The following is a 23,405-nucleotide window of genomic DNA, read 5'->3' as shown; positions in this document are numbered from 1 at the left end:
GTGCGCCTTTCCTACAAAACTACATCGGTATAAAAAGTTACAGCAACTCTTTCAGCCGTTCCTGAGCAATTTCAACCAACATGTCAGGCTGGAATTTTGAGATAAAGCGGTTACACCCTACTTTCTGTACCATGGCTTCATTGAAACTGCCGCTCAATGAAGTATTCAAAGCAATATGTAAATCCTTCATACGTGGGTCTTGGCGAACTTCATAAGTCAGGCGATAACCATCCATTTCAGGCATCTCAGCATCAGTAATCATCATCAACAGCTCATCATTGATGTTCTTACCTTCATCACACCAACGTTTGAGCAAGTTAAGAGCTTCCATACCATCGCGGCACTCAATGATTTGAAGACCAAGTTGAGATAACGTTCCTTTCACCTGATTACGTGCCGTAGTTGAGTCGTCCACAATCAAAACGCGACGACCGTCCATTTCGGTCAATAAATCTCTATCTAACACTTCTTCAGAGATAGATACATCGTAATCAATGATTTCCGCCAACACTTTTTCAACATCAATGATCTCTACAATATGAGATTTCTCGTTCTCTTTAACTTGCGTAATCGCTGTCAAATAATTAGAACGCCCTGACGTTCTTGGCGGCGGTTGAATCTCGGTCCAAGTGGTATTAATAATATTACGCACTTGCCCAACTAAGAATCCTTGTACCGAACGGTTATATTCCGTGATGATCAAATTCTGTTCTGGTTTTTCTAGACGACTTTCTGGGAATCCAATCGCTTGTCGCAAATCAATCACTGGCACGGCTTCACCACGAAGTGACGCAACTCCAGTAATATGAGAGTGAGAACCAGGCATCTTAGTTAGAACCGGAACTTGAATGACTTCTTTAACTTTAAACACGTTAATAGCAAACACTTGGGAACTATTAAGACTAAAGAGTAACAACTCTAGTCGGTTCTCGCCCACAAGGTTCGTACGAGCATCAACGGTATTTAACACACCTGACATAAGGATTCCCAGAAATGAATAGACTTACATAACATTATAGTCAGTTAACCAATTTGTAAATGTCACTAAAGAATAAATTGATCAATAGAAAGGAACCTTACCCTTCAACAACTTTCATCAATAACAATCCGTCGTAAAGTGCTTGTTTTATAAGGGCTGCACCAGGCATAGTGGCTTGCTTATAGAAACGAGACTCTATCAAGTGTAGCTCTTGTTGATAATCAGGATAGCTCTGTTCACGAATACATTGTTGCATAGCAGGGTAAAGGACGTTTTTTGCTAAGTTGATTGCACCACCAATCAGCACTTTTTCAGGATTGAACAAATTAACAATGATCGAGATCGCAGCACCAAGATCATGACCAAGCTTTTCAATCAATTCACATGATAGCGGATCGCCATCGGCTGCTGCTAATGCGATCGCATCGATCGACATCGCATGACTAGGGTTAAGTGAAGAGGATTCGCCGTCATTTAAACGCCGTAACGCTTCCGCACAAATAGCCTCTGCACTGGCGACCGTTTGCAAACACCCCACATTACCACATTCACACACACCACCATGAGCTTGAGTTTGTACATGGCTAAGATCACCAATATTACCATGGCGACCTTGTAGCACCCGACCATCAAGAATAATCCCAGCTTCGACTCCATGGTTAATAGAAATTAAAACTGAATTTTCAACATCTTGTGCATGACCAAATAACTTTTCAGCCAACGCCCACGCACGAGTATCATTCGCTAGAAAAACAGGTAAACCAGTTGCGCGATAGATTTCCTCACCAAGAGGCAAATTCTTCACATGATAATGGGGCATTGTGAGCACAATCCCCTGCTCTGAATTAACTCGCCCGGGCAAAGTGATAGCAATGCTGGTAACGCGATCAACCATGGCCGAATACGTTTGGAAAAAGTCTTTGATTTCAAATAGCAGCCGTTCTAAAAGATCATCTTGATCAATTTCGTGGATATCTATTTTATTATCCACCAGCACTTCGCCCCCCAACTCATGCAGGGCTAACACTAAATAACCAAGGCCTAAACGCAGAGATAAGAATTGCCATCCCTCGTTATTCGTTTGCAAACCAATGGCTGGTCGGCCTCGAGAAATCGCTTCTTGAACAGTGGTCTCATGCACTAAATGGGCATCAATAAGCTCGCGAGTAATTTTAGTAATACTCGCGGGAGCAAGCTCACTCGTTTTTGATAAATCAATACGAGAAATAGGACCCTTTTGGTCTATGAGTTTATACACTCGGCCAGCATTGATCTGCTTAATATGATCAATGTGACCGGGTTGGGCCATGTACATGACACACTCCAGAAAAAAACAACACGCTAATTTTTTTACTTTGCAAACTAATTGTGAAGCGATTTGATAGCTCCACGTGACAACCATCACGTATAGAAATAGAAGTTTGCGCGTTTAGTCAAATAGTTAGCGTAATAAATCGTATACCGACACAAAAATAAATGGGAATTTACGCCATAAATTTTGGCTCTGATACTGGTAAATTTTTCAATCACTTCCAAACTTTAGCTAAGGACTACATCAATATTATGCCTCTGAGTTAAGTGCAGGAGAAACGGTATGTCATCCATTCAAAGAAGAACCAAAATAGTGACAACGCTAGGCCCATCAACCGATAAGAGCGGTGTATTGGAATCCATTATTCGCGCGGGAGTGAATGTCGTACGCATGAACTTTTCTCACGGCAGTGCTGACGATCATAAATTACGTGCACAAAAAGTTCGGGAAATCGCCGCATCATTAGGCAGAACAGTTGCCATACTAGGCGATTTACAGGGACCTAAAATTCGCGTATCCACCTTTGCTGAAGGAAGTATTCTACTACAAGAAGGCGACCGTTTTATTTTAGATGCTGAAATGCTTCCTGGCACCGGAAATCAACAAGCCGTTGGGATAGATTATAAAAAACTCCCACAAGATGTACGCCGTGACGATATTTTGCTGTTAGACGACGGCCGAGTACAATTGCAAGTCATCTCGGTTGAGGAGAGCAAAGTCTTTACTCAAGTCACCGTCGGCGGCCCTCTTTCCAATAACAAAGGCATTAATAAAAAAGGCGGTGGGCTATCCGCCGATGCGCTTACAGAAAAAGATAAGCGCGACATCTTACTAGCAGCAGAAATCAAAGTAGATTACCTTGCTGTGTCATTTCCGCGTAACGGCGAAGATATGAAGTATGCCCGCCGTCTAGCGAGAGATGCTGGGCTAATTACGCGTATGGTCGCAAAAGTCGAACGGGCAGAAACGGTGGCTACCGACGACAATATTGACGATATTATTCGCGCCTCCGATGTCATTATGGTCGCACGTGGCGATCTGGGTGTCGAAATCGGCGATCCTGAACTTATTGCGGTTCAGAAAAAGCTCATCAATCGAGCCCAAGCCCTTAATCGTGTCGTTATCACGGCAACACAAATGATGGAATCAATGATTGCGAACCCAATGCCAACCCGAGCTGAAGTAATGGATGTCGCAAACGCCGTTCTTGATGGGACTGATGCGGTGATGCTCTCCGGTGAAACAGCAGCAGGTAAATACCCATTAGAAACCGTTCAGGCCATGGCAGCGGTATGCGTTGGCGCCGAGAAGATGATTGAATCAGATAAACAGAACTATCGGATTTCAGGGGTTTTTGCGACAGAAGAAGAAGCCATTGCCATGTCGACAATCTATGCGGCTAACCACCTTGAAGGGGTGCAAGCCATGGTCATTTTTACAGAATCAGGCAGAACGGCTCTGATGACATCGCGCTTAAATACGCATTTTCCAATATTTGCTTTATCGAAAAATGATATCGCCCTTAATCGCTGCGCCCTTTATCGCGGAGTGACTCCACTCTACTTTGATAGTAAAGGTCGAGAAGGCCATGAGGTAGCCCAGGCGGCGTTAGAATCACTTAAAGAGCATAAGCTACTAGAATTTGGTGATTTAGTGATTATTACTCAAGGTGACATTATGGATGTTGAAGGATCCACTAACACCATGCGTATTTTACCTGTTCTATAACGAGCAATGCTTCACAACAGCGAGACGACTAACGTCTCGCTGTTTAACGATTCCAACAGACTTTAGGCAGAATCGGTATCAGGGGCTGGTTCTTCATCAATGCCAAGCTGTTCATAGATAGTCCGAGTTGACCAAATATGTACAGCACGCTGATAAGATTCAATGAAACGAAATCCTGCCTGCAACCCTAAACGGTAATCATGGAGTAAGTCCTCTTTTTTACTCATTAATGATCCCGATTTCAGTGGCTCTTGAGGGGCAATTTGTACAATAAAGACATCATCAGGGGGAGATTGTAAAAACTCGCGCGTTAGTGAATACGTCTGATAGTGAACCATCAACATATCAGCAAAACCAGAATCAAATTTCTGACCAAGCAAATGTCCCATACGATAGATATCACCAGCACCAAAAAACCAGCGTCCGCCGTTCATAATATCCAACGCATTCGCTTGCTGTGCTCTGGTCTGCTTCTCTTGAAGAAATGACCCCCAATCGTTTTTCCAACTCTGCAGTTTGTTTTGCCACTGTAATTGAATATTGTTAAGAGAGTCTTTAAACCAAGTCACTTCTTGATGATGAACATCACGCTTCAATTGCTGCTCTAAACTGTCATTCACACATTCAGTTCGAACCACCGTAATAAAGCGAGAGCTTCGACGCCACGCCTCCTGAACAGGGATGGCGGCAGAAACCCCACCATCCATGTATAACTCCCCCCCAACCGATGCAAAACCAGGATACAAACCCGGAATAGCGCAAGTTGCAGTCAGAACCTCACGCCAATTGTCGTGTAACATGGGGAAGTAATGATCATTAAGGCTCGTTGTTGATGTAACAGCAGCAAAAGCTTTACGTTGATTACCAAGAACTTGACGCCCCATATCGACGTCTAACTTATATGGATAATCCAATATCTGATCCAGCGCCCAATCCAAATTAAGGTATTGTTTACGCCTGATATAACTAAAAAAATGGAAAAAAGAAGGATCTGTCGTTAATTCACAAATAAAAGATTTACTTAAGCCGTGTTGACGACAAAGGAAAGGACACAGGTTTAATGCACCTGCTGAGGTACCAAAATATTCATTGTAAGGATCAAAATTAGAGAGGAGAAACGCATCAAAGACTCCCGCAGTGAAAATTCCACGTTGACCTCCCCCCTGTGCGACTAAAGCGCTTTTACCGCCGATAAATTTAGATAAACGTTGTTCATCAATATTTACCGTTGTATCAGAAACCGTTCCACTATTACGTCCCATCAGCAGAACTCCTTCAGGCTAGTGTGCGATTGCAATCAACCCGCTGCCGATAAAAACGACAAATGCAATCAAAGTAACAATCAAAGAAAACTTAAGGTCGTAGTTCATCATATTCTCCAAATAGTTAAGTAGAAAGCAAATAGACGGACAGAATTTATATTCTGTTGTTACCCTGTGCCGTAATTTTAAACAATCTCTTCACCTTTGACATCATCATCCGATCACACTATTGGTATCGATGACCATCACAACCACTACATTAATAGCATAGCAATAGATAGCGTTAATGTAGTGTCTTGTTATTCGGCAAAGCGACTAAAATCACAACGTATTTGCTCCAAGCAGGAAAACAGTATTGGTATTTACAAAACAAGTTTTTGATTTAGGTCATAAGCTCTGTATTTTGAGTAAAAATCAGTCATTAGCACCAAATAAAATTAAAGGTTAATTCATTATCAATTAAACATTTTACAGAACTTACAACTATATATATGGATTACATTTGGTATTTAACACCAAATAACAACTGTAAATATCGCATTAAATACCAATTAAGGCACATTTCCTTTCACTTATATTCTATTGCCTTAGTTAGGATTAAATTGTAGTCTCGAAGCTAATGCGCAGCTGAATATTTCAGAATTCGCAAACACACATCATAATTTTTAGCATAATATTCTAAGCTCTCGACTGGTTAACAAAATTTATAACCAACTTTTTGCTAAGATTGGAACTAAAACTCTTAATTTCAATATTTAAGCAGAACTAGTCACAAGAGATGCTTCATAACTCAGAGTTGTAAGGAGTCAACAATGAAGCGCGAACAATGGGGATCCCGTGTTGGATTTATTATGGCCGCGGTTGGGTCCGCAGTCGGACTAGGCAACATTTGGCGTTTTCCATATATGGCCTATGAAAATGGCGGTGGGGCATTCTTTATCCCTTATCTATTCGCGATGATCACCGCGGGTATTCCTTTCATGATCCTTGAATTTAGTATGGGTCAAAGACACCGTGGTAGCGCCCCAAAAACACTTAAAGCAATCAGTTCTAAATTCGAATGGTTAGGCTGGTTCCAAGTAGGTGTGGCTGCTGTTATCGCAATTTACTACGTAGCGGTTATCGGCTGGGCAATTTCGTACTTTGGGATGTCGTTCACTCAAAGTTGGGGCGCAGATACAAACGCATATTTCTTTAAGAGCTATCTACACCTAGGAGATAATTCTCCGACCAATTTAGGTAGTATTCAATGGGGGATTGCGGCTGCGATGTTGATTGCATGGGCGATCACTTATTCCGCTATTGCTGGCGGTGTAAAAGCGGGGATTGAACGTGCATCAAAAATCATGATGCCAGTTCTATTTATCATGGTTCTTGCGCTCATCGCTCGTATGATTACGCTTCCTGGCGCATTAGAAGGTGTGAACTATATGTTCCAACCAGATTTCAGCAAAATCTGGGACGTTAAAGTATGGGCAGCAGCCTATGGTCAAATCTTCTTTACTCTAAGTATCGGATTCTCAATCATGTTAGCTTACTCAAGCTACCTACCTGAAAAATCAGATATTAGTAATAATGCGTTCATGACAGTGCTACTTAACTGTGGTTTCTCAATCGTATCTGGCATAATGATCTTCTCAGTTTTAGGTTATATGGCGACTTCACAAGGTAAACCCATTACCGATGTGGTATCTGCAGGCGTAGGTCTGGCATTTGTCACGGTACCTGAAGCAATCAACTTACTACCAATGCCTTACATCCTTGGTCCGCTGTTCTTCTTTGCTTTAGTTGTCGCGGGTCTAAGCTCCCACATTTCTCTACTTGAAGCAGTAACATCAGCAATCATCGATAAGCTGCATTGGAGTCGTCGAAAAGCAGCAAACGTTGTGGTTGGTGTCGGTTTTGTCCTATCAATGGCATTTGCAACTAATGGTGGCCTACTACTACTTGACCTTGTCGATCACTTCGCAAATAACATTGGTATTATCGCAAGTTGTCTAGTTGAATTGATTCTAATGACTTGGATGATGAGTATTGCTGAATCACGTGAATACACAAACCAACATTCAGATTTCCACATTGGCTTCTGGTTTGATGTCTGCCTACGCTTCATTTCACCAGCGATCCTTGCCGTGATTATCGTGACTAAGCTAAACACATTACTTACTGTTGGTTACGGCGGCTACGACCTAACTCTAGGCTGGGTAATGATCGCCGTACTATTTGTAATCGGCGTGGCTATCAACGTATCGAGTAAAGATAAAGGAGTTCAAGCATGACCACAGGCGCAATCATAATGTTAGTTATCGGGTTGGGAATTACTTGGGGCGGTGCCGCCATCTGTATTCGCAAAGCGATGAAATAAATTACAAATTTCTTGTACAGAAAAACCGATACGATGTCGTATCGGTTTTTTTATATCCATCGATCATGGATTAGAAACGGTAAGTAACACCCACGGCCGCACCCAACTGCAAATCTGGACCTGAGTGTAAATCGACTTCAGGCTGCACTTCACCATACACATCAATATGCTTGTTTGCCGCCCAGTTCAAACCAATCGGAGCGCGAACACCATAATCATCATGATCCCAATGTGTCCAGCCACCAGCGCCTACATACCAAGTAACAGGAATTTGTGGGTCATCAAAGCGGCCACGCTTAAATAGATAGTCAGCCGCCGCTCCCCTATTCCCTAATGTAAAACGGTAAGTATCTTCAATAGAAAGGACTGCACTAAGCTGTTGGTCAATCGCCATACCCACTGCTAGTTTAGGTCCAGACTCTTGCGCTGCATAAGTCGACATAGAGGCACCTAATAGGCTTAACGATAAAATGGCTAGTTTTTTCATTCTTATTTCCAACGGATTAAAACCTAGGAGAACTCTAACTTTCATCAATGATTATTTTGTCAGTAATAAGTAATGGGAATCCAAAAACCTGTCCTCGTATTTATACCCAAACGTATTTATAAGGACAGACAAGTTAAAGCGAATGACATTGCACATAGATAAAAAAGAAAAAGCCAGCACTCGGTGCTGGCTTTAGTATCACTATGGTATTTGGTTAATCTACATCAACGCGTGTTGAGTAACGATTATCATGATAAGGCGAACGTTCAAAAGCATAGAGTTGAGCTGCACTATACAAGGCATAAATACCAATAGTACAAACACACAGTGCAATCTTATAAAACTCACGTTCAAAATACGTCTTTTTATCGACAGGTTTGCCATCCGCTCTGGATACCACATTCACTCTCATAAAAAAGCGCGCTAGGGAGTTACCTAAATAACGGTAACACACCCAGTGATACCCCAAATACATACCAATAAAAATAATGAGAATAAACACACAGATAGCAAGCAAAATTGGTAAAGCGGCTTCTCCATAAGACGACAGTAACCCTGACGCCTGTGGATGCCTTAAGCTAACGCCCATGATGGCGTAATACACGCCACCGATGAGAACTTGGGCAAACATTTTGACGATTGAAAAATCAATAACGAATGCCCCTGTGCGTTTAAATTTCTCTTTAACGCTCATTACTTACCAAGTTTAGAGTTAATCTGTGCTTTGTAAGTTGCTGCTTGTGCACCGTAAATAGCTTGGATACCAGTTTCACCCACTTTAACCAAACCACGAGCACCTAGCTGAGTTGTCCAGTAATCATTTTCTTTTACTAGACCTGCGTCTTTAACTGTAATACGTAGACGAGTGATACAAGCATCAACGTCAACAATGTTATCTTTGCCACCTAGAGCATCGATCATTGCTTCAGCTTTACCGTCATCGCCGCCAGCAGAACCACCGGCTTTTGCATCACGGTAATCTTGTTTAGATACCACCGCTACTGCACTACCTTTACGACCTGGAGTTTTAACATCGAATTTAACGATGTACCAACGGAACAAGAAGAAGTAAACGAACGCGTAAACAATACCCACGGCAATAATGTAGTACCAGTGGTTATTAACACCAGTTACACCTGGAAGAATACCGAATAGGGAGAAATCGATAAAACCGCCAGAGAATGTCATACCTACTTTAACACCTAGAAGGTCCATTAATAGGAATGAAATACCTGCCAATGGCACGTGTAAGAAGTAGTATAGAGCTGGTGACAAGAACAAGAATGTAAATTCAATTGGCTCTGTAATACCAGTCAAGAATGCAGTTAACGCAACAGAGAACAATAGACCACCCGCTGCTTTGCGGTTTTCTGGGTCAACAAGTGTGTACATTGCGTAAGCAGCTGCTGGAAGACCAAACATCATGAATGGGAATTTACCAGTCATGAAGTTAGTAGAAGAGAATTGTGAGAAATCGCCAGACGCTAGAGAAGCGAAGAAGATGTTTTGAGTACCTTTTACAACTTCACCAGCAATATGAGCAGTACCGCCGATTTCTGTTTGCCATAGTGGCAAGTAGAATACGTGGTGAAGACCAACAGGGATCAATGAACGTTCAATGATACCGAAGATGAAAGATGCAATGTAACCAAGACCAGAAGCACGAAGATCACCTAGAGCAACACCGATAGCACCAAATGCAGCACCGAAGAATGGCCAGATAAAGGTTAAAACGATACCGTAGAACAATGCAGCAAATGCACTGATGATTGGAACGTAACGTGCGCCGCCGAAGAAACCTAGGTAATCAGGTAGTTTTGCATCGTGGTAACGGTTGTGTAGAACAACAGTAACAGCACCGGCAATCAAACCACCAAACACACCCATACTTAGTGTGTTGTGAATGCCTAGAACATCAGCAAGGATACCCGAATAATTGCTGCCCATCAGAATAACAGTGTTTGATGCTGAGTCGATCATCCCACCAACAACCAATGTTTTCGCGATAGCAACGTTCATTACTAGGTATGAAATCAATGCTGCCAATGCTGCTGCACCTTTTTCTGCGCGCGCGAAACCAATCGCGATAGCCAGTGCGAACATTACAGGCAAGTTAGCAAAAACGATGTTACCTGCGGCTGTCATAACTTGTAAGAAACTGTTTAGCGCAGTGCCGTCTTGCAAAATTGAGATTTGGTAAGCTTCAACCATGGTTGGGTTGGTGAAACTACCACCGATTCCCAACATAATACCGGCAGCTGGAAGCAAAGCTATCGGTAGCATGATTGCTTGAGAAAGTTTACTAAAGAAACCTTTCATAGATTTATGCTCCTGATTGAGTTATTAGAATAGTTTGGGTTCTAACGGCACACCCCCGTAGCCATAGTGTTAGTCCCCAAGGAAATGTAACTGCATGATGCATTATATTTTCCGGCTCTAAATATATCTTGATGAGCCTCAAACTTTCCAGCGAGTAACGAAATTTAGTTGCAAAGTAATAAACAGATCACAATAAGCAACGGCTAACAATCAATCAAATGTAAATCTAACCATTTGTTTTTCTGTTATTTTTTACTTAAAAGTAATAATTTCGCGATACAAAGAAATGACGTAGACAAGCTTTTTCGTCCAGCAAATTTATCCATGGAGTTTAATTGCTTACGCATTGAACAGTTTGTTGAATAAACACATACACCACACTATAAAACCAGTTTTATAGCAAAAAAGGGAGCGACGGCTCCCTTTTAACGCAACATAATTTTCTAACGCAAAAAAAAGCGTTTTGAAGTTTTTCGTTGTAGTTTCAGCCACTTGCGCAACAGAAATTCCTTTCAATTGCGCAATATAAGCCGCAACCTCAACGACATAAGCCGGTTGATTTTGTTTACCACGATGCGGTACGGGCGCAAGATAAGGAGAATCTGTTTCAATAAGCAAACGCTCAAGTGGCAACTGTTTAACCACTTCTTTTAATTCATCAGCTTGGCGAAATGTCACAATACCAGAAATTGAAATGTAAAACCCAAGTTCCATCGCCGCTTCAGCAAATGCCAAATCTTCGGTAAAACAGTGAATAACACCACCACAGCGCTCTGCCCCACCTGCGCGTAAAATGTCCAATGTATCTTGTCGGGCATTACGGGTATGAATAATTAGTGGCTTATTAAGCTCCACGGCCAATTCAACTTGCTGCTTAAAGCGCAATTTCTGCAAATCGGCTGTTTCAGGTTTGTAATGGTAATCTAATCCTGTTTCACCAATCGCCACAACTCGCGGATGCTGAGCATAACGACGAAAAATATCGAGCGAAAATTCGCTTTCAACATCGAGAGGATGCACTCCACATGACGCGTGTACATTTTTATGTGGCTCAATCAATTCCAACATTTCAGAGAAGCTATCTAACGTACAGTTGACTGATAGAAACTCATTAACGTTCACTTCTGCCGCTTTATTTAAGACATCGTCAATACCAGTATGTAACTCGTCGTAATCGAGCTTGTCGAGATGACAGTGAGAATCTACAAACATGTTTCCTCGTTAATATTAAATAGCCAGTTAGTAATAAGAAGTTCTGCATTTAAACCACTAAAGACTCGCAATTGCTCCATCATTTCAAGTAGCTTATGGCTTTGTTGGTACAACACATTGTAGCTCAGGAGTTCAGAGACAGCTTGAGCCCCCGGCAATTGCGCAGGTTGGCTGACAGCAAACTGAACCTTCTGTGCGTCACTGAGTAAATACCATAACCAGCTTAAATGTCTGGTGGGTGATTGAGCGATCAATTTTGCACATTCTAAAGCGGCACTCATATCACCAGCAAGAGAACTGATAAAACTTTGCTCTACTGCGTTATATTGCTTGACTCCTCCCTCTTCTATAAATGCTTTGGTAAGCAATGGGGAGTTATCATGTAAATGTGCCGCAAATGGTGGAATGGCTTGGTTAAGTGTCGTGCCGACCCAATCACTCACATTCTGCGCAGCTGGTGTCTGGATAATTAATTTTTGACAACGGCTGACTATTGTTGGCAACAAATGATTAGCTTGGTGAGTCAATAAAACAAACACGCACTTTTCAGGAGGCTCTTCCAAAGTTTTAAGCAAGGCATTTGCTGCCGACTCATTCATAGCCTCAGCAGGCTCAATCACAATAATGCGATAGCCAGAAAGCTGCGAAGACTCCTGCGCCCACCGGTTACACTGTCTTATCTGATCAACAGTAATCGCCTTCCCTTCTTTTTCAGGGCGAACCACGTGGTAGTCAGGATGGCTGCCTGAATTCATCAGCCCACATCCATGGCAAAATCCACATGGCTCGCTGGTATAGGTCGTGCACATCAGAGCGCGCGCAAACTGCTCCGCTAACTGAAAGGCCCCCATCCCCTGCTGACTTAGTATTAATGTCGCATGAGCAAAAGTACCGTCGTCTAACCTCTGCTGCCACTGTTGCCAAGGTTCAGCTAACCAAGGGTATAACGAAGACATACGCCTAACCTTATTCCTTTAACCAGTTTTCTAGTGCTCTACGAATATCAGCTGCGACCTGTTCAATCGATTGTTCAGCGTTGATCGTAACAATAGAATCGTCTTGAGCGGCTAATACTTGGTAGCGTGCTCGAGTACGTTCAAAGAAACTGATGTCCATTTTTTCAATTCTATCTAACTCACCACGCCCACGGGCACGCTCTAATCCGACTCGAGGATCAATATCAAGGTACAACGTAAAATCAGGCTTAAAGTCACCTAAAGTCGTACGCTTTAAACTGTCCATCGTCTCGGTACTGATCTGACGACCACCACCTTGATAAGCTTGTGATGAAAGATCATGACGATCGCCGACTACCCACGCCCCTTGCGCTAAAGCTGGCTTAATCACGTTTTCAACCAATTGCACGCGCGCAGCGTACATGAGCAATAGCTCCGTCATATCTTGAAGCGTTTCACCTTCATGCTCTTCTTTTACTAAAGCACGCATTTTTTCGGCCAATACCGTACCACCAGGCTCACGAGTACGAACCAAATTATCAATATTATGCGCTGTTAAGGTCGCAAGGACTGCCTCGATTGCCGTGCTTTTACCGGCCCCTTCAAGACCTTCAATGACTATAAATTTACCGTTCATTTGTGACTTCTAAGATATCTTAAGTAAGCGCGTACTGCGCGATTGTGTTCGTTTAAAGTTTTCGAGAAAACATGTCCGCCATTACCACTAGCGACAAAATAGAGATAATCTGAATCTTCTGGATGCAAAGCGGCATTCACTGCATTTTTACCCACCATGGCGATTGGCGTTGGTGGCAGCCCATAAATAACGTACGTATTGTATGGTGTTTTATGGCGTAAATCCTGGCGACGTATATTACCTTGGTAATGATCTCCCATGCCATAAATGACAGTTGGGTCCGTTTGTAAGCGCATGTGTTTATTCAGGCGATTGACAAATACCGAAGCGATCCTCTCACGTTCACTCTCAATAGCGGTCTCTTTTTCGATGATCGAGGCGAGAATTAATGCTTCGTAAGGTGACTTAAGCGGTAAATCTTTATTTTTTTTCTGCCATTCGCTATCTAAGTAGGCCATAAGCTTTTTATGCGCACGACGTAAAATATCTAAGTCGCTTTCACCTGCGGTAAAGTGATATGTTTCGGCGAGAAATAAACCTTCGAGCTTATCGTGCTCGATATTTAAAGACTTAGCGATATCGGCTTCGCTCTCATCTTTAATCGTATGTTTGAGATATGGGGTATTGTCTAGTATTTGTCGCCACTCCGAAAAACGACTTCCTTCGACGAAAGTAATCGCAAATTGGTGCTCTTTACCAGAGTTAAATACCTGTAAAGCATCAGTCAGAGACATCTTCGGCGTGAGCTGATAAGTGCCAGCTTTGATATTGACCAGATCGGGCCTAACCCTTCGCACAAAACGTTCAGAAAAGCTGGTGTGAATCCACTGATGCTTCTGCAAAATGGAGAGCGCACGATTAATATTCGCGCCAGAAGGAATAGTAATGACCTTAGCATCTTGAATCACCAGAGGTTGTTGCAGATACTGCGTCACTTTTGAATTGATAAAGAGATAACCACCCGTCATAACAATAATGAGAGCGATAGCAATAATGGCGAGTTTCTTTAGCACGAATGAAAATTCTCCTGAAGACGTCGTGTTTGATTTCCTATTGAATACTCTTGTTCACCAATCTGGCAAACTGGAACAATTCCCATAATCGCATTCGACACAAACACCTCTTCAGCGTGTTTTATATCTTGCAGAGTATAATGCCCAATATGAACATCAACTTCTAGTTTCGAACAAAGTTCTAACACAGTTTTTCGTGCCGTACCGGCTACTCCTGCCATCGTCAAATCAGGAGTAAATAACTGCCTATTACTGAACCAAAATACGTTTGCCATTGTTGTTTCAACAATATAGTCGCGAAGATCAACACAGATCCCATCGCTAAAGCCGTGCTGTTCCATCTCAGCTTTCAGCAATACTTGCTCGAGCCTATTGTTGTGTTTATGACCTGCGAGTAAAGGATTTAACCCCATTTTTTTTTGGCAGATCCCAAGCGTTATCCCTGACTGTTGCCATTGAATGTAGTGCTCAGGAAATGCAAAGTTGCTAATAGTAACATTGGGATGGCTAACTTGAGCAGGACTGTAGCCACGCCCACCGCTACCGCGGCTAACGTGCAATTTTAGGCCGGCTTTAGCATCTGGTAAAATGGCCATTGCTAACCATTGCTCGATGAGAGTCCAATCAGGTTGAGTCATTCCCAACGCATCGATGCATGAGCGCATCCGCTCTAAATGCAATTCCCAACGCTGGATCTGACCATGACAAGTCAGGATAGTAGTGAAACATCCATCACCATATTGGAAAGAGCGGTCACCTACGGCGACATGTTCGCTCACTTTGCCATTTACCCAAACCATGACTCATCCTTGCTTACAGTCGTTATACCCAATCTATTAATTATCTAATCATTATAAGTAGAATGAAAAGCCTACCATCTTATAACTTGATGCGGGTTAAAATGTTATAGACCAGAAAAACGAACGGCTTAATGCTATGCATCAAGCCGTTCTAACTCAAGTCTCAATTCATCATATAGATAAGGTAGACTTAAACCAATTAATACTATTGGTTTATTGTACGCGTTTGAAAATCAGTGAACCGTTAGTACCACCGAAACCAAATGAGTTACACATTGCGTACTCCATGCCTTCCACTTTACGTGCAGTGTTAGGAACCAAATCAATATCCAAACCTTCTTCTGGGTTGTCCAGGTTAATGGTTGGTGGAACGATTTGATCAACAAGCGACATAATAGTGATGATTGACTCTACAGAGCCTGCAGCACCCAATAAGTGACCAGTCATAGACTTAGTTGAAGAAACAAGAACGCTTTTCGACCCTTCTTCACCTAATGCCAATTTAATACCTTTCACTTCAGCCACATCACCCGCTGGAGTTGATGTACCGTGAGCATTCACGTAACCGATTTGAGCACCGTCTAAACCTGCATCACGGATAGCCGCAGACATCGCTAGCGCGCCGCCAGACCCATCAGCACTAGGTGAAGTCATATGATAAGCATCACCAGACATACCGAAGCCAACAAGTTCAGCGTAAATCTTCGCACCACGAGCTTTTGCATGTTCATACTCTTCTAGAACCATAATGCCAGCGCCGTCGCCCAGAACAAAACCATCACGGTCTTTATCCCATGGACGAGAAGCTTTTTGTGGCTCATCGTTACGAGTAGAAAGCGCTTTTGCAGCACCAAAGCCAGCCATACCTAGAGGTGTAGATGCTTTTTCAGCACCACCTGCCACCATCGCTTCTGCATCACCGTAAGCAATCATACGTGCAGCATGGCCGATGTTATGTAGGCCAGTTGTACATGCAGTAGAAATCGCGATATTTGGACCGCGCAGACCACGCATAATAGAAAGGTTACCCGCAACCATATTGACAATAGTTGAAGGAACAAAGAATGGGCTTACTTTACGTGGGCCTTTTTCCACTAAAGCGGTATGGCCTTTCTCGATAAGATCCAAACCACCAATACCAGAACCAATTGCCACACCGATACGTGGCGCAAATTCTGGGGTGATTTCTAGACCAGAATCGTCTAAAGCTTGAATACCCGCAGCGATACCGTATTGGATAAATAAATCCATTTTACGAGCATCTTTTTTAGACATGTACTCTTCGCAGTTAAAATCATTAACTAAACCTGCGAAACGAGTTGAAAAATTAGTAGTATCAAAGTGTTCGATATTTTCGATACCACTTTGACCAGCTAGCAGGGCTTTCCAAGAAGATTCTACTGTGTTGCCTACCGGTGACAACATACCCATGCCAGTGACAACGACACGACGCTTGGACACGATCATATTCTCCGGAATTGAAAAATTCTATGAGAGGTATAGATGAGTTATAAAAAACTCAGGCGGCCAGAGGGCCGCCTGGGGAGAGATATTACTGAGCGCTGTTAACGTAGTCGATCGCAGCTTGAACAGTAGTGATTTTCTCTGCTTCTTCATCAGGAATCTCAGTGTCGAATTCCTCTTCTAGAGCCATAACTAGCTCTACAGTGTCTAGAGAATCAGCACCTAGATCTTCAACGAAAGAAGCTTCGTTTTTAACTTCTGCTTCGTCTACACCTAGCTGTTCAACAATGATTTTCTTTACGCGTTCTTCGATGTTGCTCATTTTTTCTTTTCCTTTACAGATTTCGCCTAATGCGATGATTCCGTAGTTTATTAGAACTAGGGAAAGTTGCAAGGGGGACCTTGCTGGTCAAACCACAATTTTGACGATTTTAACCGAAATTCATACCAATATTGAGAGTTATCATGCACAGATTATGTCCAAATAACTTTCAATCTTCTTAAAGAGACGGAATTCTAACACAAGTTTATATCCGACTCAGTAAGAAATGGTATCAAACCATGTACATTCCGCCGTTAACGTGCAATGTTTCGCCAGTAATGTACCCCGCTTCGTTAGATGCTAAAAAAGCAACCGCTGAAGCAATTTCACTAGGATCGCCCAGACGACCCGCAGGAACTTGTGCAAGTGTAGCAGCACGTTGTTCATCGTTTAGCGCTTTAGTCATATCTGTTTCGATAAAACCAGGAGCCACAGTATTCACTGTTACGCCACGAGATGCAACTTCGCGTGCCATTGACTTAGTGAAACCAATCACGCCAGCTTTTGCTGCAGCGTAGTTAGTTTGACCCGCGTTGCCCATAGTACCAACAACCGAACCGATGTTGATAATACGACCGTGGCGTTTTTTCATCATGCCACGTAGCACTGCTTTAGATAGACGGAAGATCGATGTTAGGTTAGTGTCTAGAATGTCTGTCCACTCATCATCTTTCATTCGCATCAATAGGTTATCACGAGTAATACCCGCGTTATTGACAAGAATGTCGACCGCACCGAACTCATCGTTAATGCTTTTTAATACAGCTTCGATAGAAGCAACGTCTGTTACGTTAAGTGCCAGACCTTTACCATTGTCGCCTAGATAAGCACTGATTGCTTCAGCACCATTGTCACTAGTTGCAGTACCAACAACGGTCGCACCGCGAGCAACAAGATGCTCAGCGATCGCACGACCGATACCACGGCTAGCGCCAGTAACTAGGGCAACTTTACCTTCAAGGCTCATGAAATTACTCATGTTTATATCCTACTCTTTACTTAACCGCTTCAAGTGAAGCCACAGTATTCACGGCGGCTGCGTCAAGGGCTTTAACAATACGTTTCGTTAGACCAGTAAGAACTTTACCTGGACCAACTTCGAATAATTTTTCAACGCCTTGCTCATGCATTTTTTGTACGCCTTCAGTCCAACGAACTGGGCTGTAAAGTTGACGAACAAGCGCATCTTTAATTTTTTCTGGTGCAGTTTCAGCCGCTACATCCACATTGTTAATAACAGGGATTTGCGGTGCGTTAAATTCAATCTCTTTTAATGCTTCAGCAAGTTTATCCGCTGCTGGTTTCATTAGAGCACAGTGCGAAGGTACTGAAACAGGAAGAGGAAGAGCACGTTTAGCGCCCGCTTCTTTACACAAAGCACCTGCACGTTCTACTGCTGCTTTTTGACCAGCGATAACGACTTGACCAGGAGAATTAAAGTTAACTGGAGAAACCACTTCACCTTGTGCAGCTTCTTCACATGCTTTCGCGATTTCGTCATCACCTAGACCGATGATAGCGTACATTGCGCCAGTTCCTGCAGGAACCGCAGCTTGCATTAGTTCACCACGTAGAGCAACTAACTTAATCGCTTCTTTAAAGTCGATAACTCCAGCACAAACAAGCGCAGAATATTCACCTAGGCTGTGACCTGCAAAAACTTCAGGCTGTTCTAAACCTTGTTCTTGCCATACACGCCAAATAGCCACTGATGATGCTAATAATGCAGGCTGTGTGCGGAAAGTTTGGTTTAGATCTTCAGCAGGGCCATCTTGCACTAAAGCCCATAGATCGTAGCCTAGCGCTTCAGATGCTTCAGCAAATGTTTGTTTTACGACATCATACTGTTCACCAAGATCAGATAGCATTCCAACCGCTTGAGAACCTTGACCTGGAAAGACGATAGCAAACTTGCTCATTGTTTTTTTCCTTTCAATAAGAATGACTATAAGAAGCACAAATTGGCCTCTTATAATCGAATGTCTAACTAGAACTTAACGAGGGCAGAGCCCCAAGTGAAGCCGCCGCCAAATGCTTCAAGAAGCAACGTTTGACCGCGTTGAATTCGTCCGTCACGAACCGCTTCATCGAGAGCAGTCGGGACAGTTGCTGCTGATGTATTACCATGGCGATCTAGTGTCACAACCACTTGATCTAGTGACATTGATAATTTCTTTGCTGTCGCAGAAATGATACGAAGGTTCGCTTGATGCGGAACCAACCAATCCAACTCTGACTTGTCCATATTATTAGCCGCTAGTGTGTTTTTCACTAAACGAGACAATTGAGTCACTGCGACTTTAAATACTTCATTACCGACCATGTGTAGCCATTTATCAGCTTCACCACCACGTTCTGGAGATTCAAGGCTTAATAAATCACCGAATGCACCATCCGCATTAATATGCGTTGAGATGATACCAGGCTCTTCACTTGCACCAAGTACTACTGCACCCGCTGCATCACCAAATAGAATGATAGTAGAACGGTCTGTCGGATCGCAGGTTTTTGACAATGCATCAGCACCGATCACAAGTACGTTTTTACACATACCTGATTTAATATGTTGATCTGCGATAGATAACGCATAAATAAAGCCTGAACACGCTGCAGCAATATCAAATGCTGGACAACCTTTGATACCTAATTGCCCCTGAACCTGACAAGCAGATGATGGGAAGTTATGGCTACCACTAGTCGTACCGACAATGATCATATCGATATCGTTTTTATCGATACCAGCCATTTCTATCGCATTACGCGCAGCAATGGTTGCCATATCTGCCACTGTTTCGTTTTCAGCAGAAATACGGCGCTCACGGATTCCGGTGCGAGTGACAATCCACTCATCACTTGTATCTACCATTTTCTCCAAGTCCGCATTCGTACGAACCTGAGATGGCAGGTAGCTGCCTGTACCTAATATTTTGCTATACATGAAGACTAATAATGCCTCTCGAGTAAAACCGCTTCCAAACGATCGCTTATCCGGCTGGGTACTTGTCGTTTGATTTCGTGTACCGCCTCAGAAATTGCATTAACGCAAGCGGATACATCTGCTCTTCCATGACTTTTTATGACAATGCCGCGCAATCCTAACAAACTTGCACCGTTATACTGGTCGGGGTTCAACGTTTTTAGTTCTGTAAATAAATCCGAAAACAGTTTTCGAGCAATCCAACCCTTTATGGATGAAGCTAAAAATCTATCTTTAAGCTTATCAATAAAGAGTTGTGCTGTGCCTTCGCATGCCTTAAGGCATACATTACCGACAAAGCCATCGCTAACAATAACATCTGCAACATCGAGAAGTAATTGATTACTTTCAATATAACCAATGTAATTCACTGCTTGAGTTTGATTAAGCATCTCTGCACAACGTTTGACAAGATCATTGCCTTTTATTTCCTCAGCGCCAATATTTAATATTGCCACGCGCGGGGGACGGCCTAAATGTTCTTCTGCTAACGCTGCTCCCATTACTGCAAATTGAAACAATGAATCTGCATCACTCGACACATTCGCGCCTAAGTCTAGCATCCACGTTTTTTTACCACTTGCCGTTGGTAACGCTGACACAAGTGCCGGCCTATCAATGCCTGGTAACAATTTTAGTCTAAAACGGGAGAGAGCCATCAAAGCTCCGGTGTTGCCAGCACTTACACAAGCGTCTGCTTTGCCATTCGCAACAAGATCCACGGTAATTCCCATGGATGTCCCAACGCTATGACGAAGTGCTAAAGAAGGTTTCTCTGAGTTAGAAATAACTCGGTCGCTATGCACAATACTCAAACGAGAATTTGGCTTGCAACCTAGTAGAGATAGTTGGTGGGCAATTTGTGACTGGTCGCCTACAAGAGACACTTTCAGCTCCGGGAAATGCGACAGTGCCTGCACGGCGGCAGGCACTGTGACACGGGGACCGAAATCACCGCCCATTGCATCAAGTGCAACGGTTAAATAAAGCAAAGGTCAACCTTACTTGTTGATAACCTTTTTGCCACGGTAGTAACCGTCAGCAGTCACGTTGTGACGTAGGTGAGTTTCACCTGAAGTCGCGTCTACAGATAGAGCAGCTGTAGTTAGCGCATCGTGTGAACGACGCATGCCACGCTTAGAACGTGTTTTACGGTTTTGTTGTACGGCCATTGACCCTACTCCTATGTTAAGTAACGTTTGAAGCGATTATTTCTTCAAACTTTTTAAAACATCGAATGGATTCGGCTTTTCTTCCGCAACTTCTTTCGGAAGTTCACCAAACACCAAGTTGTCTGATTCAACGCTACATTCTGACTCATCGTGCATTGCAACTTGGGGTAAGTTTAAGATGAACTCGTCTTCAACTAACTGTATAAGGTCCACTTCACCGTATTCGTTAAGATCTACCAAATCATACTCTTCCGGTGCGTCTTGTTCACTTTTTTCACTGTAATACGGTGTATAAGTAAACTCGACATCGCATTCATATGCGAAAACCTCGTTACAGCGTTGACACTCTAAATCAACTTCGATGTTAGCTTTACCAGAGATAACAACGAGTCGCTGTTCATCCAACCCAAATGACAATGTTACTTGAGCGTCGCGTTTTACGCCTTCGACTGATTCAGCTAAGCGCTTGAAAAGACTGACTTGGATGATGCCATCGTAATCAAGTCGTTTCTGAGCCGCTTTGCCCGGATCAACCGTTCGCGGTATTTTTACCTTTTGCATAGGGCGCGAATATTATCTTCCTAAACAAGTTTAGTCAAAGAAAAAGGCAAAAAAGTTACTTTTTTTTCCCTTTTCACGTCGATAGTTATGAACAGCAATAGTGAATAAGATATGCTGCTACAAAACCTACGAACATTGTAAATTAAAATGCAGAATTACCAACTTGTTTTAGCCTCTACCTCGGTTTTTCGCCAACAATTGCTTGAAAAACTCGCAATTCCTTTTATCACAGCAAAACCAAACTGTGACGAAACGCCTTTCACAAATGAAAGCGCTCAAGAACTTGTAACACGTTTGGCGATCACTAAAGCACAATCTTGTGCCATTAATTGTCCAAGCCTTGTCATTGGCAGTGATCAAGTATGTGTGATTAACGAGCAAATCGTCGGTAAACCTCATACAGAGGAAAAAGCGGTAGAACAGTTATTGAGTCAAAGTGGCCAATGCATCACTTTTTATACCGGGCTGGCGGTTCATAACACACAGACAGGCGAAACAGAATCGACCTGTGAGGCGTTTAATGTTCACTTTCGCGAACTGACCCGTGAAATGGCCGAAAATTATGTTCGTAAAGAACAACCTCTACAATGTGCGGGCAGCTTTAAAAGTGAAGGGTTAGGCATCGCTCTTTTCGAAAAGCTTGAAGGGAAAGACCCCAATAGCCTTATCGGTCTACCTCTCATCACTCTTATCAGCATGTTAGAAAAGCAAGGCTTACGTGCCATCTAATGATTATGAGCGATTAGTAGCTGTCAAAAAAGAAGGCTTACGTTAACTAAGCCTTCTTAATCAATAAACCTGCAACTCAAACCTTGGCTCAACGATCTTTACGCATTTGCTCCAATGCTTTTTCTAATCGTCTTTCTAAAGGCGCATGTATTTCAACACGTTCATTACTACCCGGATGAGTAAATTGAATATTCGCCGCATGGAGAAATAGACGCTGAATACCAAATTGAGCCGTGTAGGCATCAAAACGAGGATCTCCGTAACGGTCATCCCACGCAATAGGATGCCCCATATACTGAGTATGCACGCGAATTTGGTGAGTTCTGCCAGTAATCGGGCTTGCTTGCACCAACGTCGCTTCTTTGAATTTTTCTAGAATCTTGAAACGTGTTTCTGAAGGTTTTCCTTTAGGGTTAACACGTACAATACTGTTCACTTCGTTTTTCAAAAGCGGTGCGTTAACTGATTTACAGTTATTCTTCCACTGCCCCATCACCAATGCAAAGTAATACTTATGCACGGTCTTTTCACGAAACTGAGCTTGAAGGTGACGTAGTGCAGAACGCTTTTTAGCGACCAACAAAATACCTGATGTATCTCGGTCAATACGATGCACTAATTCAAGAAAACGAGCCTGAGGACGCAGCGCCCGCAACGCCTCTATCGCGCCAAATTTTAGCCCACTTCCTCCATGAACCGCAGTACCTGATGGTTTATTCAAGATGAGCATATGATCATCTTCATAAATAATACGGTCTTCAAGTTCAGCCACTTTATTGAGTTTAGTGCTAACTGGAGCAGGCGCATTCACATCTTGTTCTTGTATCGTAACCGGAGGAATACGTACAACGTCACCAGCTGCAATTTTATATTCTGCTTTCACTCGCTTTTTATTAACGCGCACTTCGCCCTTACGCAAGATGCGATACACCATGCTTTTAGGAATACTTTTTAATTGGTTACGTAAGAAATTATCTATACGTTGACCAGCCATGTCTTCGTCAATATCAACGAACTGGACTTGTGTTTTAATTTCACTCATGGCAGCTATTTTAACCTTAATTCAGCCAAAAACCTATTTGGGTGTTTATCAAAAAGCGAGCTTTTACG

The 23,405-nt window shown here is 42.8% G+C and carries 25 protein-coding genes; 4 read left to right on the top strand and 21 right to left on the bottom strand.

The genetic code is table 11. From position 1 onward, the window contains the following. Positions 1–37: 37 nt before the first annotated feature. Positions 38–979, bottom strand: coding sequence for a chemotaxis protein CheV (locus I1A42_RS03455; protein ID WP_161153497.1), 942 nt, complete (start codon positions 977–979; stop codon positions 38–40). A gap of 97 nt (positions 980–1,076) precedes the next feature. Next, a complete protein-coding gene (mlc, locus tag I1A42_RS03450; protein WP_196122653.1) occupies positions 1,077–2,294 on the bottom strand; it encodes a sugar metabolism global transcriptional regulator Mlc in 1,218 nt (405 codons plus the stop codon). A gap of 279 nt (positions 2,295–2,573) precedes the next feature. Here mlc and pyk point away from each other — a divergent pair, with 279 nt between their 5' ends. Continuing rightward, on the top strand, positions 2,574–4,019 hold the full coding sequence (pyk, locus tag I1A42_RS03445; RefSeq protein ID WP_196122652.1) for a pyruvate kinase: 1,446 nt from the start codon (positions 2,574–2,576) through the stop codon (positions 4,017–4,019). Positions 4,020–4,081: 62 nt separating this feature from the next. Here the strand turns inward: pyk and I1A42_RS03440 are convergent, their stop codons facing one another. Together I1A42_RS03440 and cydH are read right to left on the bottom strand one after the other, a co-directional pair. Beyond that, positions 4,082–5,281, bottom strand: a complete 1,200-nt coding sequence (locus tag I1A42_RS03440) for a patatin-like phospholipase family protein (RefSeq protein WP_196122651.1) — start codon at positions 5,279–5,281, stop codon at positions 4,082–4,084. A gap of 18 nt (positions 5,282–5,299) precedes the next feature. Next, complete coding sequence (cydH, locus tag I1A42_RS25265; RefSeq protein WP_161153532.1) at positions 5,300–5,389, bottom strand: cytochrome bd-I oxidase subunit CydH; 90 nt, start codon at positions 5,387–5,389, stop codon at positions 5,300–5,302. A 704-nt stretch (positions 5,390–6,093) separates the two neighbouring features. On the opposite strand from cydH, the gene I1A42_RS03430 reads away from it, so the two are divergent. Both I1A42_RS03430 and I1A42_RS03425 read left to right on the top strand, forming a co-directional pair. After that, on the top strand, positions 6,094–7,560 hold the full coding sequence (locus I1A42_RS03430) for a sodium-dependent transporter (protein ID WP_196122649.1): 1,467 nt from the start codon (positions 6,094–6,096) through the stop codon (positions 7,558–7,560). After that, positions 7,557–7,646 carry a MetS family NSS transporter small subunit gene (locus tag I1A42_RS03425; RefSeq protein WP_161153492.1) on the top strand — a complete coding sequence of 30 codons (90 nt, stop codon included), beginning with the start codon at positions 7,557–7,559 and terminating at the stop codon, positions 7,644–7,646. Before I1A42_RS03430 ends, I1A42_RS03425 begins: the two co-directional genes overlap by 4 nt. Positions 7,647–7,716: 70 nt before the next feature. Here the strand turns inward: I1A42_RS03425 and I1A42_RS03420 are convergent, their stop codons facing one another. The 16 genes from I1A42_RS03420 to yceD all read right to left on the bottom strand — a co-directional run bounded on the left by I1A42_RS03420 (position 7,717) and on the right by yceD (position 21,566). Beyond that, complete coding sequence (locus I1A42_RS03420) at positions 7,717–8,133, bottom strand: hypothetical protein (protein ID WP_196122648.1); 417 nt, start codon at positions 8,131–8,133, stop codon at positions 7,717–7,719. Positions 8,134–8,347: 214 nt separating this feature from the next. Continuing rightward, the gene (locus I1A42_RS03415) at positions 8,348–8,827 is read right to left on the bottom strand and encodes an RDD family protein (RefSeq protein ID WP_161153490.1); all 480 of its coding nucleotides are present in this window, start codon (positions 8,825–8,827) and stop codon (positions 8,348–8,350) included. After that, on the bottom strand, positions 8,827–10,452 hold the full coding sequence (locus I1A42_RS03410; protein WP_161153489.1) for a PTS transporter subunit EIIC: 1,626 nt from the start codon (positions 10,450–10,452) through the stop codon (positions 8,827–8,829). The genes I1A42_RS03415 and I1A42_RS03410 overlap by 1 nt, the downstream gene beginning before the upstream one ends. A gap of 339 nt (positions 10,453–10,791) precedes the next feature. Beyond that, the gene (locus I1A42_RS03405; RefSeq protein ID WP_196122647.1) at positions 10,792–11,664 is read right to left on the bottom strand and encodes a TatD family hydrolase; all 873 of its coding nucleotides are present in this window, start codon (positions 11,662–11,664) and stop codon (positions 10,792–10,794) included. Further along, positions 11,655–12,620 (bottom strand): DNA polymerase III subunit delta', encoded by a 966-nt coding sequence (locus I1A42_RS03400; RefSeq protein WP_196122646.1) that lies wholly within the window; start codon positions 12,618–12,620, stop codon positions 11,655–11,657. Before I1A42_RS03400 ends, I1A42_RS03405 begins: the two co-directional genes overlap by 10 nt. Positions 12,621–12,630: 10 nt before the next feature. Then, a complete protein-coding gene (gene tmk, locus I1A42_RS03395) occupies positions 12,631–13,257 on the bottom strand; it encodes a dTMP kinase (RefSeq protein ID WP_196122645.1) in 627 nt (208 codons plus the stop codon). Then, entirely contained in the window at positions 13,254–14,270 is a 1,017-nt protein-coding gene (gene mltG / locus I1A42_RS03390) for an endolytic transglycosylase MltG (protein WP_196122644.1), read from the bottom strand. Before mltG ends, tmk begins: the two co-directional genes overlap by 4 nt. Next, positions 14,264–15,070, bottom strand: coding sequence for an aminodeoxychorismate lyase (gene pabC, locus I1A42_RS03385; protein WP_196122643.1), 807 nt, complete (start codon positions 15,068–15,070; stop codon positions 14,264–14,266). Before pabC ends, mltG begins: the two co-directional genes overlap by 7 nt. Positions 15,071–15,283: 213 nt before the next feature. Then, entirely contained in the window at positions 15,284–16,531 is a 1,248-nt protein-coding gene (gene fabF, locus I1A42_RS03380) for a beta-ketoacyl-ACP synthase II (protein WP_161153483.1), read from the bottom strand. 91 nt (positions 16,532–16,622) lie between these two features. Further along, complete coding sequence (acpP, locus tag I1A42_RS03375; protein WP_014204679.1) at positions 16,623–16,856, bottom strand: acyl carrier protein; 234 nt, start codon at positions 16,854–16,856, stop codon at positions 16,623–16,625. 232 nt (positions 16,857–17,088) lie between these two features. Further along, positions 17,089–17,823 carry a 3-oxoacyl-ACP reductase FabG gene (gene fabG, locus I1A42_RS03370; RefSeq protein WP_161153531.1) on the bottom strand — a complete coding sequence of 245 codons (735 nt, stop codon included), beginning with the start codon at positions 17,821–17,823 and terminating at the stop codon, positions 17,089–17,091. Positions 17,824–17,851: 28 nt separating this feature from the next. Further along, entirely contained in the window at positions 17,852–18,775 is a 924-nt protein-coding gene (gene fabD / locus I1A42_RS03365; RefSeq protein WP_196122642.1) for an ACP S-malonyltransferase, read from the bottom strand. A 68-nt stretch (positions 18,776–18,843) separates the two neighbouring features. Beyond that, on the bottom strand, positions 18,844–19,794 hold the full coding sequence (locus tag I1A42_RS03360; protein ID WP_161153481.1) for a beta-ketoacyl-ACP synthase III: 951 nt from the start codon (positions 19,792–19,794) through the stop codon (positions 18,844–18,846). A 5-nt stretch (positions 19,795–19,799) separates the two neighbouring features. Continuing rightward, complete coding sequence (plsX, locus tag I1A42_RS03355) at positions 19,800–20,825, bottom strand: phosphate acyltransferase PlsX (RefSeq protein WP_161153480.1); 1,026 nt, start codon at positions 20,823–20,825, stop codon at positions 19,800–19,802. A 9-nt stretch (positions 20,826–20,834) separates the two neighbouring features. Beyond that, the gene (rpmF, locus tag I1A42_RS03350; RefSeq protein ID WP_021019534.1) at positions 20,835–21,005 is read right to left on the bottom strand and encodes a 50S ribosomal protein L32; all 171 of its coding nucleotides are present in this window, start codon (positions 21,003–21,005) and stop codon (positions 20,835–20,837) included. Positions 21,006–21,041: 36 nt separating this feature from the next. After that, a complete protein-coding gene (gene yceD / locus I1A42_RS03345) occupies positions 21,042–21,566 on the bottom strand; it encodes a 23S rRNA accumulation protein YceD (RefSeq protein WP_161153479.1) in 525 nt (174 codons plus the stop codon). 147 nt (positions 21,567–21,713) lie between these two features. On the opposite strand from yceD, the gene I1A42_RS03340 reads away from it, so the two are divergent. Beyond that, the gene (locus tag I1A42_RS03340; protein WP_196122641.1) at positions 21,714–22,295 is read left to right on the top strand and encodes a Maf family protein; all 582 of its coding nucleotides are present in this window, start codon (positions 21,714–21,716) and stop codon (positions 22,293–22,295) included. 88 nt (positions 22,296–22,383) lie between these two features. Here the strand turns inward: I1A42_RS03340 and rluC are convergent, their stop codons facing one another. Beyond that, complete coding sequence (gene rluC / locus I1A42_RS03335; protein WP_196122640.1) at positions 22,384–23,337, bottom strand: 23S rRNA pseudouridine(955/2504/2580) synthase RluC; 954 nt, start codon at positions 23,335–23,337, stop codon at positions 22,384–22,386. Positions 23,338–23,405: the final 68 nt, after the last annotated feature.

Source organism: Vibrio nitrifigilis, assembly GCF_015686695.1.
Lineage (GTDB): Bacteria > Pseudomonadota > Gammaproteobacteria > Enterobacterales > Vibrionaceae > Vibrio > Vibrio nitrifigilis.
This window is presented reverse-complemented; position numbering and strand designations above follow the sequence as displayed.

Coding starts and splice junctions, on each gene's coding strand:
- I1A42_RS03415 (WP_161153490.1), bottom strand. CDS start 8,827: ATGAGCGTTAAAGAGAAATTTAAACGCACAGGGGCATTCGTTATTGAT.
- pyk (WP_196122652.1), top strand. CDS start 2,574: ATGTCATCCATTCAAAGAAGAACCAAAATAGTGACAACGCTAGGCCCA.
- fabG (WP_161153531.1), bottom strand. CDS start 17,823: ATGAGCCTTGAAGGTAAAGTTGCCCTAGTTACTGGCGCTAGCCGTGGT.
- fabD (WP_196122642.1), bottom strand. CDS start 18,775: ATGAGCAAGTTTGCTATCGTCTTTCCAGGTCAAGGTTCTCAAGCGGTT.
- I1A42_RS03440 (WP_196122651.1), bottom strand. CDS start 5,281: ATGGGACGTAATAGTGGAACGGTTTCTGATACAACGGTAAATATTGAT.
- I1A42_RS03400 (WP_196122646.1), bottom strand. CDS start 12,620: ATGTCTTCGTTATACCCTTGGTTAGCTGAACCTTGGCAACAGTGGCAG.
- I1A42_RS03340 (WP_196122641.1), top strand. CDS start 21,714: ATGCAGAATTACCAACTTGTTTTAGCCTCTACCTCGGTTTTTCGCCAA.
- I1A42_RS03430 (WP_196122649.1), top strand. CDS start 6,094: ATGAAGCGCGAACAATGGGGATCCCGTGTTGGATTTATTATGGCCGCG.
- I1A42_RS03425 (WP_161153492.1), top strand. CDS start 7,557: ATGACCACAGGCGCAATCATAATGTTAGTTATCGGGTTGGGAATTACT.
- I1A42_RS03410 (WP_161153489.1), bottom strand. CDS start 10,452: ATGAAAGGTTTCTTTAGTAAACTTTCTCAAGCAATCATGCTACCGATA.
- I1A42_RS03360 (WP_161153481.1), bottom strand. CDS start 19,794: ATGTATAGCAAAATATTAGGTACAGGCAGCTACCTGCCATCTCAGGTT.
- mlc (WP_196122653.1), bottom strand. CDS start 2,294: ATGTACATGGCCCAACCCGGTCACATTGATCATATTAAGCAGATCAAT.
- cydH (WP_161153532.1), bottom strand. CDS start 5,389: ATGAACTACGACCTTAAGTTTTCTTTGATTGTTACTTTGATTGCATTT.
- I1A42_RS03455 (WP_161153497.1), bottom strand. CDS start 979: ATGTCAGGTGTGTTAAATACCGTTGATGCTCGTACGAACCTTGTGGGC.
- I1A42_RS03420 (WP_196122648.1), bottom strand. CDS start 8,133: ATGAAAAAACTAGCCATTTTATCGTTAAGCCTATTAGGTGCCTCTATG.
- yceD (WP_161153479.1), bottom strand. CDS start 21,566: ATGCAAAAGGTAAAAATACCGCGAACGGTTGATCCGGGCAAAGCGGCT.
- rluC (WP_196122640.1), bottom strand. CDS start 23,337: ATGAGTGAAATTAAAACACAAGTCCAGTTCGTTGATATTGACGAAGAC.
- rpmF (WP_021019534.1), bottom strand. CDS start 21,005: ATGGCCGTACAACAAAACCGTAAAACACGTTCTAAGCGTGGCATGCGT.
- I1A42_RS03405 (WP_196122647.1), bottom strand. CDS start 11,664: ATGTTTGTAGATTCTCACTGTCATCTCGACAAGCTCGATTACGACGAG.
- acpP (WP_014204679.1), bottom strand. CDS start 16,856: ATGAGCAACATCGAAGAACGCGTAAAGAAAATCATTGTTGAACAGCTA.
- pabC (WP_196122643.1), bottom strand. CDS start 15,070: ATGGTTTGGGTAAATGGCAAAGTGAGCGAACATGTCGCCGTAGGTGAC.
- tmk (WP_196122645.1), bottom strand. CDS start 13,257: ATGAACGGTAAATTTATAGTCATTGAAGGTCTTGAAGGGGCCGGTAAA.